Raw genomic sequence first — 17,448 nt, forward strand, 5'->3', positions numbered from 1 at the left:
AAAGGAAGATAAATATGACCCAACAATTACCAAATTTACAAGTTGCTCTTGACCATTCTGATCTGCAGGGGGCTGTTACAGCAGCTGTTTCGGTGGGACAGGAAGTGGATGTTATTGAAGCAGGGACTGTCTGTCTGCTCCAAGTTGGCAGTGAACTTGTTGAAGTTTTGCGCAGCCTTTTCCCGGATAAAATCATTGTCGCAGATACCAAATGTGCCGATGCCGGCGGAACGGTAGCAAAAAACAATGCTGTTCGCGGTGCTGACTGGATGACTTGTATCTGCTGTGCAACCATTCCAACCATGGAAGCAGCTCGCAAGGCTATCGAAGAAGTCCGCGGTGATCGCGGTGAAATTCAGATCGAACTGTACGGCGACTGGACTTATGAGCAAGCTCAGCAATGGCTGGATGCCGGTATTTCACAAGCCATTTATCACCAATCACGCGACGCCCTTCTTGCCGGTGAAACCTGGGGTGAAAAAGATCTTAATAAGGTGAAAAAACTTATTGATATGGGCTTTCGTGTATCTGTCACAGGCGGACTCAGCGTTGATACCTTAAAACTCTTTGAAGGGGTTGATGTCTTTACCTTTATCGCCGGCCGCGGTATCACCGAAGCTCCAGATCCGGCAGCAGCAGCCCGTGCTTTCAAGGATGAAATTAAACGAATCTGGGGGTAGACTATGACGCGTCCGATTGGTATTTATGAAAAAGCAACACCCAAACATTTTACATGGCTGGAGCGGCTTAATTTTGCTAAGGAGTTAGGTTTTGATTTTGTAGAATTGTCCATCGATGAAAGTGATGAACGCTTAGCACGACTGGAATGGTCGAAAGAAGAACGTTTAGACCTAGTGAAAGCCATTTTTGAAACAGGTGTGCGTGTGCCAACCATCACCTTCAGCGGCCACCGCCGCTTTCCGATGGGGTCCAATGATCCTGAAAAAGAAGCGCGAGCCATGGACATGATGAAGAAGTGCATCATCTTTGCTCAGGACATCGGCATCCGCAATATTCAGCTGGCAGGCTATGACGTCTATTACGAAGAAAAGTCGCCTGAAACGCGGGCACGCTTTATTAAAAATCTGCGTCAGGCCTGCACTTGGGCGGAAGAAGCTCAGGTCATCCTTTCCATTGAAATCATGGACGACCCCTTCATCAATTCGATTGAAAAATATCTAGCCATTGAAAAAGAGATTGACTCTCCTTACCTCTTTGTCTATCCCGATACGGGGAATGTTTCAGCCTGGCACAATGACCTCTGGAGCGAATTTTACAATGGGCACCGCTCAATTGCTGCTCTCCACCTGAAGGACACTTATGCGGTAACAGAAACCTCAAAAGGTCAATTCCGTGATGTAGCGTTTGGTCAAGGCTGTGTTGACTGGGAAGCCATGTTTGATGTATTAAAGAAAACAAACTACAACGGTCCGTTTCTGATTGAAATGTGGTCAGAAAACTGTGAAACCGTTGAAGAAACACGGGCAGCTATCAAGGAAGCGCAGGATTTCCTTTATCCACTGATTGAGAAAGCGGGGTTACGATAAATGTTAGTACCAGAATTAAGAAAACGTGTCTATGATGCCAATATGGAATTACCGGATCATGGCCTTGTAAAATTTACCTGGGGCAATGTCTCGGCCATTGACAGAGAACAAGGCTATATAGCTATCAAACCGTCAGGTGTTGCTTACGACAAACTGTCACCTGAAAACATGGTCGTGACAGACCTTGACGGAAATATCGTCGAAGGCGATCTTAATCCATCATCTGATCTGCCGACCCATGTTGAGCTCTATAAAGCCTGGCCGGAAATCGGCGGCATTGTCCACACTCACTCAACTGAAGGGGTGGCCTGGGCACAGGCCGGCCGTGATATTCCTTGTTACGGAACGACCCATGCAGATACTTTTTACGGTCCGATTCCATGTGCCAGAGCGCTGACCGCTGAGGAAATTAACGGGGAATACGAAAAGGAAACCGGCAAGGTTATCATCGAAGAATTCGCCAAACGCAGCTTAGAGCCTTTAGCTGTTTCAGGTGTGACAGTGCGCAACCACGGCCCATTTTCTTGGGGCAAGGATGAAAAATCAGCCGTCTACAACGCCGTTGTTCTGGAAGAAGCCGCTCGTATGGCTCGCTATACCGAAGCAATCAGCCCTGAAGTCGAAGAAGTGCCGCAGGCATTGAAAGACAAGCACTATCTGCGCAAACACGGGAAAAACGCCTACTATGGGCAAAAGGGCATGGAGCATTAGCAGATATAAACTGCTCCGCTGAGCTGCCCCAAATGTTAGATTAAAACGCTAATACTGGGAGTAGGCACTGCCTTTTTAATGCCAGTCTACCCTTTTGTTCTTTCCAAATCAAAATGATATAATGGTAGAAACATTATAGCAGCGAGGGAAAGACAATGTTTGGTAAGGTGACCATTAATGATATTGCTAAGTTGGTGGGAGTTTCAAAGGCGACAGTATCCTACTACCTTAACGGAAATTATAAAAAAATGTCACCTGCAACAAAGGAAAAAATTAAGCAGGCCATAGAGGTAACAGGCTACCAGCCAAGTAAGGTTGCGCAGAGCTTAGTTACGCGGGACACTAAAACTATCGGAGTCGTGATTGCTGATATTACTAACCCTTTCATTTCCCTTGTCATGAAAGGAATCAATGATACCTGCAAATTACACGGCTACGCTGCGACTTTCACAAATTCAGATAATGATTTAAATTTAGAGTTGGATAATCTGCGAAGATTAGATCAAGAAAAGGTATCCGGTGTTATTTTAGATTCGGTTGATGCCAATAATCCCATAATAAAAACACTGGATAATCAAAAAATGGTAATGGTTGACCGACAGTCAAAAGATCTGACACTGGATACAATAGTCTCAGATAATACCTATTCGACCAGTAAATTTTTGGAGAGAATGCAGGCTGCCGGCTATGAAGATATCTACTTTGTGACTTTTCCTATTAAGGGGATTTCCACACGGGAGGCACGTTACCAAGGATTTATCAATACGGTAAGCAGCGATCCGTCCAAGCTCATTATCTTGGGAGAAGATGAAGCAGAAGCAAAGATTTTTTCGATTATTGAAAAGGCGCAGAAGAGGACAGCTTTCTTCATGATGAATGGCCCAACTCTTTTAGAATTTATGAAAATGCTGAACAAAACAGATTACCGCTATCCTGATGATTTTGGCCTGGGTTCATATGAAGACCTGGACTGGATGGAAGTTTTAAACCCGAACATGTCTTGCATTCGTCAGGATTCTTATGGGATTGGCTGTGTCGCAGCAGAGTGCTTGATCGATAAGATTAAGCATGATGATCAGGTCTATGAACCCCAGTTGATTGAAGTTCGTAATAATATTGTGCTTCGAAAATCTTTTTAACTGTTTAATGCTGGTTTGAAGCAAGAGAGAAGACAGACAATAATTTCTGCCTTTTCTCTTTTTATCAATTTAATTTAGAAAACGCTTGCAAAATATTTTTTGTGTGGTATACTCTTAGTAATAAAAAGTTAAACGTTTAACCATAAACGGTTATTATTTTTTGGCGGTTTAGTTAAACGTTTAACTAAAAGCTTTTCGGAAGGAGCCTAAATGAAAGTCGAAAAAATATTATCGGAGTCTTTGCAATCCAGTTATTCTGTTGCCAGACTTCAGTATCAGGATGAAGATTACCTGCTCGTTGCTTCAGAAGTTGAGGATGCCTGTTTTGCTTATAATCTCACTAGTTCCTTTGAAAAGACGGTTGTCTGGGATGAAGTTGGAGGAACTATGAGTATCATTCAAATTCCGGGCACACTTGATTTTTTAGCAACTCAAAAATTTTACCCCGGCTTTAATGCTAAATCCTGTCAAATCGTCAGAGGGAGTTTTTCGAAAGGGCATTGGACAATATCAAAGGTGGCAGATTTTCCTTATTTACATCGCTTTGATCTTATTGAGCAATCTGATGGCAGTCTTCTATTTATTGGCTGCACTATTGCTAATTCTAAGAGGTTTGTGGAAGATTGGTCTGATAAGGGAAAAATTATTGTTGGGCGATTTGATAAAGTAGGTAGCCGCTTGAGCGATTTACGGACTTTTCCGCTTAGACTTTGTAAAAATCACGGCTACTACAGTGTCAAAGAGGAGGGATACTCCTTGATAACAGGTGCTGAAGGAATTGTGAAATTAACCTACCCAGAGTATTCGGATACGGATGATTGGCGCCTAGATTTACTCTTTGGCGAAGAAACCAGTGATATTGTCCAGATTGATTTGGATGGTGATGGCGACAAAGAAAATGTTATTATCCAAGCTTTTCACGGCGACAAATTGCGAGTGCTGAATGAAGACTTTACAGCAGAGATTTTTCATCACCCTCAAAAGACCCCCTTTGGGCATTCTATCTGGTCAGGTTACTTTGATGGAGAGCCGGTATTTGTATTTGGCTTTCGATCCGGCCGTGCCGACTTAATGCTCTACCGGCAGATTGACGGTAAGATTCAGGCAGAAATGATCGATTCAGGTTCCGCTTCAAGCAATTGTTTAGCTTTTGAAAAAAATGGTAAAAATTATATCTTTTCTGCTAACAACGGCCGCCATGAAGTGGCTTTATACCAGATATCTTTCTAAGGAGTTAACACCGATTCTGCAATAGGAGGATAGGAAATGCTGTATTCAAATATAGAAAGCTTTAATCGAGCAGATTATCTGGTGATTCGTAAAGTTTTAAAGCTGCTTCAGGAAAGGGATTTTCTCCAAGTCAAAGACGGGCGTATTCAAGTAGATGAGGATACCTATCTGCAAGTTCTATCTTATCAAACACAGGATATATCAGATCTTCCCTTTGAAAGACACCATGATAGGTTAGATGTTCATTATATCGCAAAAGGCAGTGAGTATATTTATTTGTCATCCTTAACTGATGCAGCCCCTGTAAGTCCCTATAATAGTGAGCGGGATATTGAATTTTTAGAAGGGCCTGAGCATATCAATAAAGTGAAATTAAAGAAAGGAGATTTTTTAATCATCGGTATGGATGAACCTCATAAAACAAACGGATGGGTGGATGGTACACCCGAATTCGTTAAGAAAGTGGTCGTAAAAGTCAAACGCGGTTCTTGAATCTCTGGACTGTAAAGCGGCCTTAGTCTCTAAAAAAGGGAGCCAAACACGAGCTGTGGACTGTGTCAAAAAGGGCTTCCTCCTAGAGTCTCCTCTTGAATCTGTATTGAATACCCTATCCGCCAGTGCCCTATGCGACAAGAAGTTTGGTTAGTCAATTTTACTAACCACACGGAGTTGGTGGGAGAGGTTGCCAAATCACTATGGTGATTGACCTTTGTTATCAAGTGAGAAGCACTTAGATAACAAGCCTCTACCGTATCTTAATAAAGGAGATGAACCATGATTCAAACATTAATAGGAATTTTATTATTGCTAGTCTTTTTAGGATTAGTCGTTTACGCCGTCAAAGGCGGTAACCTGATGATTGGTATGCTGATTATGGCTATCTTGTGGACCGTCATTCCTTTAGTTGGGAATATATTAGTCAAGGATCCTCAGTTTATCGCTCAGAACAAAGATGTTGTCACAATGTCTTTTAAAGATGTTTTAACCAATGTCTTTCAAGCAGGGCCGGAAGGCTGGGGACCGGTCTTAGTTAATTTCTGTTTTGGTGCTTGGTTTGGCCGTGTGATGCTGCAAACCGGCATTGCTTCATCTATTATCAAAAAGACGGTTGAGCTGGGCGGTGATAAGCCTGCCATAACAGCAACATTACTCTTAATTGTGACAACAGCCATTTTTACCAGTATGTTCGGTGCGGGTGCGGTTGTTGCCATCGGTGTTATTGTACTGCCGATTATGCTGACCTTAGGTGTTCCTAAAACCTTTTCTTTGGTTGCTTTTATGCTTTCTATCGGAGGAGGACTGTATATCAACCCTCTGATTTTCAACCAATATCAAGCTTTCTACCTAGGTCCTAAGGGAGAACAAACTTATTTCTACAATGCAACTTACCTGCATTGGGGCTTCGTCGCTTTAGCCGTTCAGCTGGCAATCGCTATTTTGATTATTGTCATTTTTGCTAATCGAAAGAAACGTATTCATGCTTGGGCTGCTAAAACACCTGCCAAAGAGCAAGAAGGAAAGGTGCCGACTCTGGCGCTGCTAACACCGTTTATTCCGGTTGTACTGGCAATCGGCTTTCAAATTCCGGTTATTCTCGGGTTCTTAATTGCCAGCTTCTATGCTTTAGCTATTTGCGGCTATCTCAAAAATTTCAAAGCGACTGGTGATATCTTTAATAAAACCTTCTATGACGGAGTTATTGATACGGCTCCTTTGGTTGGTTTTATGCTGATTATTCCCATGTTTAATAAAGCCTCAGAGCTGGCCGTTCCCTACTTTAACGCTTTATTAGGAGGAGTTATTCCTCATTCCACCTTTATCATTTGTCTGGCTTTTGCTGTTTTGGCACCTTTAGGTTTGTTCCGAGGTCCGTTTACCTTGGCTGGTGCAGGAGCTGCGACCTTAGGAATCCTGAAAAGTGTTGGTTTTAGTACAAACCTTCTCTTTCCTTTGATGTATACTCCAACGATTACAATGAATATTTCATCTTGTATTACCCAATCCTGGATTATTTGGGGTATCAATTATACCAAAGTAACAACCAAGGATTTTTTGAAAATTAGCATCCCCAGCGGTTGGGTTATCAGTGCTGTCTTAGCCATGGTTACCTACTTCATGTTTGGTTAAGGAGGTAAGATATGTCAGGTAGAAAAGTAAGGATGGGCATTGATGTGGGCGGTACTCATACCAAAGCTGTAGCTATCGATAACGATACTCATGAGATTATTGGAAAGTCATCTGTAAAAACCACTCATGATGACGAATTTGGTGTAGCAACGGGTGTCGTTACATCCTTTGTTAACTGTATGAAAGAAAATAACATTTCTCCAGAAGATGTTGTGTTTGTAGCCCACAGTACTACCCAAGCAACCAACGCTCTGTTGGAAGGAGATGTGGCTAAGGTTGGTATACTGGGAACTGCCGGCGGTTTCTTTGAATCATTTCTGGCTAAGCGTCAAACTCATCTGGACGACATTGATTTAGGAACAGGAAGATATATCAGGATTGTTAATGAGTTTTTATCAGGAAGGGAATTCACTCAGGAAAACGTTAATAAAAAACTGGATAGTTTAGAGGCACAAGGCGCTCAGGTTATCATAGCTTCCTCTGCCTTCGGGGTTGACGATGCTACGCCTGAACAAAATATTCTGAGTGAAGCTGAAAGCCGGGGCTTAATGGCAAGTACAGCCTCTGAAATTACCAAATTATATGGTTTGACTCGTCGGACACGGACAGCAGCTATCAATGGAAGTATCCTCCCCAAAATGTTGGACACAGCCAGTCAGACAGAAGCAAGTGTTCACAATGCCGGTGTTGAGGTTCCTTTAATGATTATGCGCGGTGACGGCGGTGTCATGGATATTGCAGAAATGAAAAAGCGCCCTGTTCTCACAATGCTGTCGGGTCCTGCAGCCAGTGTCATGGGAGCGCTGATGTATTTACGGGCTTCAAATGGGGTTTATTTTGAAGTTGGCGGAACTTCTGTTAATATCGGCGTCATAAAAAATGGCCGGCCGGCGGTTGACTACTCTATTGTTGGCGGTCATAAGACCTATATCAGCTCCTTAGATGTCCGTGTCTTGGGTGTTGCTGGCGGCAGTATGGTACGTGTGTCCAAGGACGGTGTAGTAGATGTCGGACCTCGCAGTGCCCATATTGCTGGTTTGGATTATGCTGTTTTCTCTGAAACAGAGCAGCTAAAAGATTGTGAATTGGATTTATTTCAACCTAAAGACGGAGATCCGGAAGACTATGTTCGGCTCCGCTTAAAGGATGGTTCTTATCTGACCATTACAAATAGCTGTGCAGCCAATGTTTTAGGGTTAGTCAGTCCCGATGAGTTTTCTTACGGAAATGTTGAAGCAGCCCGCTTAGCTATGAAACCTGTTGCTGATTATATAGGGATTACTGTTGAGGAGCTGGCTGAGCAAATTTTGCATAAAGCCTATGAAAAGATTGAACCTGTCATTATGGAATTGGCGGAAAAGTACAAGCTGAGTCATGATCAAATTTCCTTGATTGGCGTCGGCGGCGGAGCAGCCTCACTGATTGGGTACTGTGCTGATAAGATGGCTATCAAGTATAAAATTCCGGAAAATGCGGAAGTTATTTCTTCTATTGGGGTAGCTCTTTCCTTGGTTCGTGATGCCGTGGAGCGGGTAGTTCCCAATCCAACACCTGAGGATATCCGATCCATTCGGCAAGAAGCTATTGACAGGGCTGTTGAAAGCGGTGCGGCAGCAGCGACAGTTGAAGTGCATGTAGAAATTGACTCACAAACCTCTAAATTAACTGCTATAGCCCTCGGTTCTACAGAAGTGAAATCAATGGATCTTTTGTCTGCTGCAACACAAGACGAATTGCTGGCCTTAGCAGCCGAAGATATGGGTGTTCCGGCAGAAAAGGTTGCTATGAGACTGAATGGTGACTTCTTCAAGATTATTGGCCGCACAGATGGTGATGAGGCTATCCGTATTTTGGACACCAAAGGCTTTATCAAAGTTCAAAGCAGCTCGGGCACAGCAGTAGAGATTCAGGTCAAAGATTATCAGGAAGCTGTTGCGGATTTTTATGAAAAATTGGCTGTGTTTACGACAGACAGCGTTTTGCGGCCGGATTTTTATATCTGTGTCGGCCCAAGAATTATGGATTTTAATGGCAGCATGGATTTTGAGCAAATTCTCCTCTTAATGTCTGTTGAAATGGACATGCTGGATCCTGAAGAAAAAGTTATCTTAGTAGCGGTTAAAACACAATTATGATGAAAATGAATATCAAGAAGATTTTCTTTCCCAAGTCTCAGGCTCCTCCTAATCAGGAGAGAAAAAGTACTGTGACAGTTCCAGACTTTGAGACCTTTGCTGAAATGGTTATGGCAGTTCCCGAAGAAAGATTCTATCAGCATGCGTTAAAAGCAGATCCTGTTTACGAGCGTATGACAGAAGAAATGAAAGCAGACCTGATTGCTGCAGCTGTAACATGCGGCTCTGCTTATGCTGAAGGTGCAAAAAAAGAAACTGCAGATATTTTTGCTTTATTGGATAGGGCAGGTATTGCTTATACGAACCCATCTACACCGAATGGCGGCAGTTATCTAATTTTTGCCCAGTACGTAGAACCTGATAAAATCACGGTTTTTCAGGACAGTATTGATAGGTTTTTAAGTTTGGTGAGCGGGACCAAGTATCAGCATGATTTTTCGGAAAAAACACTTAAGCAGCTATTGATTGCCCATGAATATTTCCATTATTTAGAATTTAAGCATGTGGCATCAGTGATTACAAAAACGAAAAAAATGGTTCTATGGTCTTTTCTGGGATATCGTTATAAGACGACCTTTGTTTCCCTGAGTGAAATGAGTGCTATGGCGTTTGCTAAAGCTTATCTGGGGTTACCGTATTCTCCCTTTGTTTTGGACTGTCTGCTCACTTACGCTTACAACAAAGAGATGTCTTACCAAATTTATCAAAATATAAGAATGGAGTAAAATATGACAAAGAAAAAAATACTTGTAACAGGTATTGTTCCAAAAGAAGGACTGACAAAGCTCTTCGAAGACTTTGATGTGACCTATTCGGATGGCGAACCGTTTTCACGAGAGTATGTACTGGAACATTTGCATGAATACGACGGCTGGTTATTGATGGGGCAAAAAGGTGACAGAGAAATGCTTGATGCCGGTAAAAACTTAGAGATCATTTCTTTGAATGCCGTCGGTTTTGACCATGTTGATATTGCTTATGCTAAAGAAAAAGGAATTGTTGTTTCTAATTCTCCTCAGGCTGTTCGTGTGCCGACTGCTGAGATGACCTTTGCCTTGATTTTGTCAGCTGCTAAACGTCTGGCCTTTTATGATAAGATTGTCCGCAATGGCGACTGGATTGATCCGAGTGAACGCCGCCACCAAGGTCTAACACTTGAAGGGGCGACATTGGGGGTTTATGGTTTTGGCCGAATCGGCTCGACTGTCGCTAAATTGGCACAGGCCTTTGGAATGAAAGTCATCTATAATGATGCCTATCGCTTATCAGAAGAAAAGGAAAAAGAACTTGGTGTTACTTATGCTGACTTTGAGGAATTGGTTCGGACAGCGGATGTTATTACCATTCATGCTCCTTTCCTCCCATCAACTAAGCATAAGTTTAACAAGGAAGTTTTCAAAGCTATGAAAAATCGCAGTTATCTTGTTAATGCTGCGCGCGGGCCTATTGTGTCAGAAGAAGATTTAGTGGGAGCTCTTGAAAAAGGAGAAATTGCCGGTGCCGGTTTGGATGTTTTTGAGTTTGAACCGCATGTTTCGGAAAAACTGCGTGCTCTGGATAATGTTATGATGGCTCCTCATGCGGGTACAGGTACTGTTGAGGGACGTCGGACTTTGGCAGAAGAAGCGGCAGAGAATATCCGTTCCTTTTATGCCGGAAACCCTGTTAATGTTGTTAACAAATAGTTTTTATCAATTAGCCATGCTTATTTATTCTGATATTCAAAGCTGTCAAGGAGCTTTTGCGCAGCAGGAGTCAAGCAGCAAGAAGGAAGTTTTTTGAAGCTTTCTCTGGGCTGTGGCAAAAGTTTCCTGTGCAGCTGTTAGAGATATGCATGGCTGTAATTTACAGATTATGATAAAAGCGCTTACCTAAGAAAATGAGGTTACTTTATGCTAGAAGCTCTGCACAATTTCTTCGATGCTTTTGGAGCATCAGTTGTTGTTCCGGTGATGATTTTTATTGTTAGTTTATGTTTAAAGGTCAACGCTAAGAAGGCTCTGTTCAGTGCACTTCGCGCCGGTGTCGGACTAACAGGATTCAGCTGGATTATTTCTTCCTTTTCACCGCTTGTTACCAAATATATCAAAGCTATGGTTGAATCAACCGGCCTGAATCTGCCGATTGTTGATATCGGCTGGCAGACAGGTTCTCTGACAGCTTTTTCGTCAACGATTGGCCTATCCTTTTTTGTTATCGGTCTGGTGATTGAGCTGGTTATCTTTTTACTGGGAATCACACGCGTCTTTACCCCGGCCAATCTCTGGAATAACTTTGGTTACATGATTTGGGGGACTCTTGCCTATCAGGTGACCCATAATTTTATTCTTTCCTTTGCTTTTATGGTCTTTGTTCTCCTGTATTCCTTAATATTATCAGAAACTGTAGCTGATCGCTGGTCTGATTATTTTGGAATTAAAAATGCGACCGTAAACTCCATTCACAATATTGAAACTGTGGTACCTGCCATCGTTTTAGATCCTTTGTGGAATGCTTTGGGATTAAGTAAAGTTAAACTCAACCCAGATTCTCTAAAGGCTAAACTAGGCATCTTTGGAGAGCCTATGACCCTTGGATTTATTCTAGGTTTGATTATAGGTGTATTAGGCAGTATTCGTAATTTAGGGGATATTAAGGCTTGGGGAGGCATCTTTCAGTTTGCGGTGGCTTTAGCTGCTGTTATGACAATTTTTCCTTTGATCACAGGTGTTTTTGCCCAAGCTTTTGCGCCTCTTGCTCAGGCTGTTGAGCAAAATAAGAAGAAAGAAAGTGAGACGGAAGCAGCAACAGTCAGTAAGAAACGGTGGTTTATTGCAGTTGATGATGGTGTGGGCTATGGAGAACCGGCAACAATTATATCCGGTTTGATTCTTGTTCCTATCATGGTTCTTGTGTCTCTTTTACTGCCTGGGAATCGAGCCCTGCCGGTTGTTGATCTGATTGCTATTCCTTTTATGGTGGAGTCTATGGTAGCCATCACTAAAGGGAATATCCTAAAAACGATTTTGAATGGTATCATCTGGTTTTCTCTGGGTCTCTATGCGGCTTCTTATCTTGGTCCCATTTATACTCAGGCTGTGCAGCAAAGTAACAGTTCACTGTTACCGGCTGGAGTAGCTATCATTATGAGTTTTAACCTTCTGGCTCACCCTCTGACGGCTTTAATTTTTATCGCTTGGATATCGGGCAGTCCGCTGTGGATAGGCTTAACTGTCATCGTTTATCTTATCGCTCTGTTTATATTGCGGACTCGCCGCGAATCCATCTACACTTACCTCAATAAGATGGCAGATAAAAATAGCGGCTTTGAAGGAAGCTCTGAAAAAATCGTTCTCAGTGAAGATTGATAAAGAATTTAATGGAGGAAAAATGATGAAAAAAATTGACGGACACGCCCATATTGTCGATGCTATCGCCGGCTTTAATGGGAAAGGGCGTTTAAATGCCCTTGGCAATGGTTATGCCATTTGGGACGATGGTGAAGTTATCAAATTGATTGAAGATCATTATGGGGATAGAAATTTTCCGGCAGAATCTCTGCTAGATTATATGGATAACAATGACGTTGAAAAAGCTGTTATTTTGCAGGGTCATCTCAATGGCTACCAGAATTATTATACTTATCGGACCATTAAGAAGTATCCTCAGCGTTTTACAGGGGCTTTTTCAGTAGATCCCTTTGCAGATAATGCTATGGCAATCATACAGCGTCATGTTGAAGAATTAGGTTTTAGGGCACTCAAACTTGAAATCAGCCAGGGCGGAGGTATTCACGGCTATCGCGGTCTTAAGACCCCTTTTCGTTTGGATTCAGATCCGCATGTCAGCCAGATTCTGACTTATTTGCTTGATTATCCTGGTTTTGTCATAACTGTTGATTACGGTAACTGGGATCAAATCAGCCATCAGCCGGATGCTATTGCAAACTTAGCGCGTGTTTATCCCAGTCTTGATTTTGTTGTCTGCCACCTCTCTTTCCCACATGCAGATAATCCGAATCGTCTGCGAGCTGAAATTAGCAGCTGGAAAGATTTAGAAAATATCTATACCGACATATCAGCCATTCAAGATATTGACAGACCTGATAAGTTTCCTTTTCCAAAATCGAAAAAGAATGTGCAAATTGCCAAAGAAGTTCTTGGAGCCAAGCGCATTATATGGGGAACAGATTCTCCCTGGTCGGCTACCTTTAATACTTATGAGGAACTGGCCACATGGCTGGAGCATACTGATATTTTTACGCAGGAAGAATTGGAAGATGTACTCTACAACAATGCTGAGCGTGTTTACTTTAAGCCAGAATTTATTAAGGCCAATCACGAGGCATTTGATCCAGCTACTAAAGGCTTGAATCTATAGGCAATGGAGCTGGGAAATTATTCTCAGCTCTGTTTTTTTTACAGGAGGCGAACTCATGCGGTATTTTTTAAGCATTGATTACGGCGGTACCAACACAAAAGCCGTCTTATTTAATGAAGACGGTCAGCAACTGGCTGTTTCATCTTTTGAAACACTCCGTATCGAAGATAAACCGGGTTATAGAGAAGTGGACTTGAAAGCGACCTGGCAGGCAATGGTTAACGCTATTCAAAAGGTTATTGAAACATCTGGCATTAGCAGTCAGTCTATTTCAGCAGTCGCCTGTATCGGACATGGCAAAGGTTTGTATCTCTTGGATAAGAAAGGGCGTCCTTTTAAACGCGGTATTCTTTCGACAGATAACCGAGCTACAGCTTTAGCCCAACAGTTTGAGAAGCGAGTGTCAGAAATTTGGCCTCTAACCCAGCAGCATATTGTCGGTGTCCAGAACCCAGTCCTTTTACGGTGGATGAAGAATCATGAACCGGAGCTATACCAAGAAATTGGTGCAATTCTGTCTGCTAAAGATTTCGTCCGTTTTAAATTAACCGGTAAAATCAATCAGGAGTATGGAGACGCTTCAGGAAACCACTGGATTAATTTTAAGACTGGCACCTACGATGAAAGAATTTTAGACTTTTTTGGCATACCTGAGGTGAAATCAGCCCTCCCTCCTCTGGTTGATTATGCACAAGCTGTGGGTGGCGTTAGTAGAAGCGCTGCTCACGAGACTGGCCTTGCTGAAGGAACTCCTGTTATTGGCGGTTTGTTTGATATTGATGCCTGTGCTGTTGGCTCGGGTGTTCTAAAGGATGATGTTTTTAGTGTGATTTCAGGAACGTGGAATATCAATACTTATCCCAGTAAGATTGCGGCTGATCAAGACAGCGGTCATATGAATTCTTATTTTCCTAACCGTGATTTTTTAGTTGAAGCCAGCAGCCCGACATCTGCAGGCAACCTTGATGCTATTCTGAAAATGCTGATGGCTGAAGAAATTCAAAACAGTCAGCAAGAAGGTCGTTCAATTTATGATAATTTAGAAATCTTTTTGCAGGAAACCAGCGCATCCTATACACCCGTCTTATTTTTCCCTTTTCTCTATGGCAGTAATGTCGGGCAGGACGCCAGAGCGAGTTTTTTTGGATTGAGTTCAACGACTACCAAGTCTCATATGCTTCGTGCGGTCTATGAAGGAATTGTCTTTGCCCACAAACAGCACATTGATCAGCTTATAAAGACAAAAGGAGGAAAGCCAAAGAAAATCAGGCTCTCAGGCGGTGCTGCTAATTCACGGGCTTGGATGCAGATCTTTGCAGACATTCTCGATATTCCCGTTGAAACCGTTGAGGGGAGTGAGTTAGGTGCTCTAGGTGGTGCGATTGCTTGTTTGCAGGCAATTGACGGCTTAAGCTTAGAAGAAGCCTGTCACAAGATGGTGAAACCTAAAGATTATTTCGAACCGGTTGCAGCAGAACATGCCTGCTATGAAGCAAAATACCGAGTTTACCAGAGCCTTATTGAAGCTATGCAGCCGCAGTGGGAATTGCTGAGCGCTCTGGAGAAACTCAATGAGTTAAATTAAAGGGGCTAGCATGAAAAAAGAAGATATTATTGTTAACAGTATTGCTTTTTTAAAAGACCTACAGGCTGGTAAAAGTCAGGAAGACTTACTTGCAAGCGTTTATGATTTAGGATTTAGAAGATTTGAAGTCAGACGTGAATTTATTGGAAATAGGACAGCCGACTTGCTTCGATTAAAGAAAACGGCTGATAACTATGGCATATCGCTTTTTTACAGTATTAATGAAGATTTATTTATAAACGGAAGAATCAACCCTCTGCTGACAACTCTTTTTGAAGAGGCGCAGACTTTAGCAGCTCCTTTTATTAAATTAAATACGGGTGACAGCCGAGGGGTGACCAGCCAAGAGTTAAGAAAGTTATCAGATTTTCCCCTTGATAAAATCGGTATACGGGTAGAAAATAATCAAACGCCGCTCCATGCCAGCCTAGCCAACTGTCAGCACACGATGAATTTGATGAAGGCCGCTGAGCTGCCTGTCAGCTTTGTGTTTGATACGGGTAATTGGGCTTGGGTTCATGAATCCGTTGAGGAGGCGCAAAAAATTTTAGCTTCTGTTACGACCTATCTTCATTGCAAAAATTATAAACTCGTAAATAATAACCCCCAAGTTAGTTCTAGCTTGTTTGAAGGTGAGCTGGATATTTGTCAGATTAAAGAAGCTTTTCCTTCTTTAGAATATCTTGCTTTAGAGTATCCATCAACTGCTGAAGTACTTAACCATGATGCAAACAGGCTTATTGACGCTGATTAAGACAGACAAAAACTAACGTTATTTTTGTTTGGCATCAAATGCAGGATAAAAATTTATGAGGAAAACAGACTGCTTAGAGTTTTAGGGACTCTTTCCTGCCCTTTCTGCTTTACAGATTTTTTAATATCCTCATACTTTACGAGAGGAGAAAAAAGTGATTCTTTTAGATAAACGAAGTTATGCTCTTCTCAATTATTTACTAGAGTTAGAAGAGCCGGAAACCGTTATGAGCATATCGAAGGCTTTGAGTCAATCCCGGCGAAAAATTTATTATCATCTTAACAAAATTAATGAAGCTCTGCCTGTGGGAGTAGATAAAATTGTCTCCTATCCCAGAATTGGAATCGTATTAAACAAACAGCAAAAAACAATCTGCCGTGATTTAATGAGTCGGCTGGATGATTATTCCTATGTCATGAGCGCAGAAGAACGGCAGCAGCTGATACTTATCTATATCAGTGTTGCATCTGTTCGAGTAACGATTGATAAAATAATGAATTTGACCGATGTTTCTCGCAACACGGTCTTAAATGATTTACAGGAAATACGACAGAAATTAGCAGATGATGCCTTTGGAATTAATCTTCAAGTGAGCAAATCAGAAGGGTATTTTTTAGTTTGCCCGGCCTTGATTAAAATTCAATTTTCCTACAAACTTTTACAAACGATTATTTATAAGGGGAGCGATGCTTTTAAAGAAATTGTTTATCAAAAAATCAAGGAACATTCCCCCAATAATCGCTATTTTTCGAAGGAAATGCGTGGTTATTTAAGTGAACAGGTAGAAAATTTAAGCAATAAATTAGGGAAAAAGGTTAACCGCTATGATCGTCAATTTATGGCTGAGGCTCTTCCTTATTTGCTGAGTGCCTATCGAAGCATGGTTTTATCTGAGGAAGATAAACTTGCCTTTAAACGTGAGTTTAATCTAGCGCATGAGCGTAAAGAATACAGCTTGGTACACGATTTAGCAGAAAGGATTTATCAAACCTTTAATCTTCGTTTGGATGCATTGGAAAAATCTATTGTCACTCTTTTGCTCCTGTCTTTTCGCAAGGATCGTGATGAACATGCGGACAGCCATGATTACGATGCTATGCGGTCCCAGCTGAGCCTATTTTTAAAAAAATTTGAAACTCTCTATCACAGCAGCTTTGACCATAGAGAGCTGCTTCTTGACCAGCTGGTTGCTCACTGTAAATCTATGCTTTATCGAAAAACATTTAATATTCCTTCGATTAATCCTTTAACCAAACAGATAAAAGAGAATTATAAGCAGCTCTTTGACCAAACAAAATCCTGTGCAGATATTTTGGAGAAAGCGTGGGTTATTAGCTTAACAGATGATGATATCGCTTATTTAACCGTTCATTTGGGCGGAGAACTGGAAAGAAAAGAGCAACCCAAAATGCGATCTGATAAGATTAAGATAACTTTAGTCTGTGATGATGGTGCCGGGGTCCAACGATTTTTCTTGCGTCAATGTCAGCAAGTACTTCCGCATCCCCACATTGATGCAGTCTTTACTTCAGAGCAATTTCACAGTATCCATGACCTTTTAACATCAAATTTTGTTATTACGACTACAGATTCAAGTATTTTAAATTCACCAGTACCAGTCTTGCAAGTACATGCTATCTTGACAGATGATGACAGTGTCAAAATGATACGCTTTATTCAGGGTGAAAAAGCTAAAGACAGCAGATTAGACGAGAAATTGCGAACATCTGTCCATCCTTATGTGAAAGATACTAAGAGTGCCTATGCTTTAGTTAAAGAACTAGAAAAAATTTTTTATCAGGAACTGTTAAAAGATGTCAGGGATATATGAGGTTTATCCAATCAGGACAGCATGTCCCCG

At 41.8% G+C, this 17,448-nt stretch carries 15 protein-coding genes; all 15 read left to right on the forward strand.

Translation table 11 applies throughout. The features are described from left to right. The first annotated feature begins 14 nt into the window (after nucleotides 1-14). On the forward strand, nucleotides 15-680 hold the full coding sequence (locus AC4HAN_RS05800; RefSeq protein ID WP_491091647.1) for a 3-keto-L-gulonate-6-phosphate decarboxylase UlaD: 666 nt from the start codon (nucleotides 15-17) through the stop codon (nucleotides 678-680). A 3-nt stretch (nucleotides 681-683) separates the two neighbouring features. Continuing rightward, a complete protein-coding gene (locus AC4HAN_RS05805) occupies nucleotides 684-1,547 on the forward strand; it encodes an L-ribulose-5-phosphate 3-epimerase (RefSeq protein ID WP_491091648.1) in 864 nt (287 codons plus the stop codon). Then, nucleotides 1,548-2,258 carry an L-ribulose-5-phosphate 4-epimerase gene (locus tag AC4HAN_RS05810; protein WP_491091649.1) on the forward strand — a complete coding sequence of 237 codons (711 nt, stop codon included), beginning with the start codon at nucleotides 1,548-1,550 and terminating at the stop codon, nucleotides 2,256-2,258. Between the two features lie 155 nt (nucleotides 2,259-2,413). After that, complete coding sequence (locus tag AC4HAN_RS05815) at nucleotides 2,414-3,397, forward strand: LacI family DNA-binding transcriptional regulator (protein WP_491091650.1); 984 nt, start codon at nucleotides 2,414-2,416, stop codon at nucleotides 3,395-3,397. Between the two features lie 210 nt (nucleotides 3,398-3,607). Then, nucleotides 3,608-4,627 carry a hypothetical protein gene (locus AC4HAN_RS05820; protein ID WP_491091651.1) on the forward strand — a complete coding sequence of 340 codons (1,020 nt, stop codon included), beginning with the start codon at nucleotides 3,608-3,610 and terminating at the stop codon, nucleotides 4,625-4,627. Nucleotides 4,628-4,663: 36 nt separating this feature from the next. Beyond that, complete coding sequence (locus tag AC4HAN_RS05825) at nucleotides 4,664-5,119, forward strand: NanQ anomerase/TabA/YiaL family protein (protein ID WP_491091652.1); 456 nt, start codon at nucleotides 4,664-4,666, stop codon at nucleotides 5,117-5,119. A gap of 282 nt (nucleotides 5,120-5,401) precedes the next feature. Beyond that, nucleotides 5,402-6,754, forward strand: a complete 1,353-nt coding sequence (locus AC4HAN_RS05830; protein ID WP_491091653.1) for a citrate transporter — start codon at nucleotides 5,402-5,404, stop codon at nucleotides 6,752-6,754. Between the two features lie 11 nt (nucleotides 6,755-6,765). Then, on the forward strand, nucleotides 6,766-8,889 hold the full coding sequence (locus tag AC4HAN_RS05835) for a hydantoinase/oxoprolinase family protein (protein ID WP_491091654.1): 2,124 nt from the start codon (nucleotides 6,766-6,768) through the stop codon (nucleotides 8,887-8,889). After that, nucleotides 8,886-9,614 carry a hypothetical protein gene (locus AC4HAN_RS05840; protein ID WP_491091655.1) on the forward strand — a complete coding sequence of 243 codons (729 nt, stop codon included), beginning with the start codon at nucleotides 8,886-8,888 and terminating at the stop codon, nucleotides 9,612-9,614. Before AC4HAN_RS05835 ends, AC4HAN_RS05840 begins: the two co-directional genes overlap by 4 nt. A 3-nt stretch (nucleotides 9,615-9,617) precedes the next feature. Continuing rightward, a complete protein-coding gene (locus tag AC4HAN_RS05845) occupies nucleotides 9,618-10,574 on the forward strand; it encodes an NAD(P)-dependent oxidoreductase (RefSeq protein ID WP_491091656.1) in 957 nt (318 codons plus the stop codon). 207 nt (nucleotides 10,575-10,781) lie between these two features. Next, nucleotides 10,782-12,236, forward strand: a complete 1,455-nt coding sequence (locus AC4HAN_RS05850) for a PTS galactitol transporter subunit IIC (RefSeq protein ID WP_491091657.1) — start codon at nucleotides 10,782-10,784, stop codon at nucleotides 12,234-12,236. 25 nt (nucleotides 12,237-12,261) lie between these two features. Continuing rightward, on the forward strand, nucleotides 12,262-13,248 hold the full coding sequence (locus AC4HAN_RS05855) for an amidohydrolase family protein (protein WP_491091812.1): 987 nt from the start codon (nucleotides 12,262-12,264) through the stop codon (nucleotides 13,246-13,248). Between the two features lie 55 nt (nucleotides 13,249-13,303). Next, a complete protein-coding gene (locus AC4HAN_RS05860) occupies nucleotides 13,304-14,833 on the forward strand; it encodes an FGGY-family carbohydrate kinase (protein WP_491091658.1) in 1,530 nt (509 codons plus the stop codon). Between the two features lie 10 nt (nucleotides 14,834-14,843). Next, nucleotides 14,844-15,587, forward strand: a complete 744-nt coding sequence (locus AC4HAN_RS05865; RefSeq protein ID WP_491091660.1) for a sugar phosphate isomerase/epimerase family protein — start codon at nucleotides 14,844-14,846, stop codon at nucleotides 15,585-15,587. Nucleotides 15,588-15,741: 154 nt separating this feature from the next. Continuing rightward, a complete protein-coding gene (locus AC4HAN_RS05870; protein ID WP_491091661.1) occupies nucleotides 15,742-17,418 on the forward strand; it encodes a BglG family transcription antiterminator in 1,677 nt (558 codons plus the stop codon). The last annotated feature ends 30 nt before the right edge of the window (nucleotides 17,419-17,448 follow it).

This window comes from Streptococcus sp. ELY_86 (assembly GCF_058314495.1).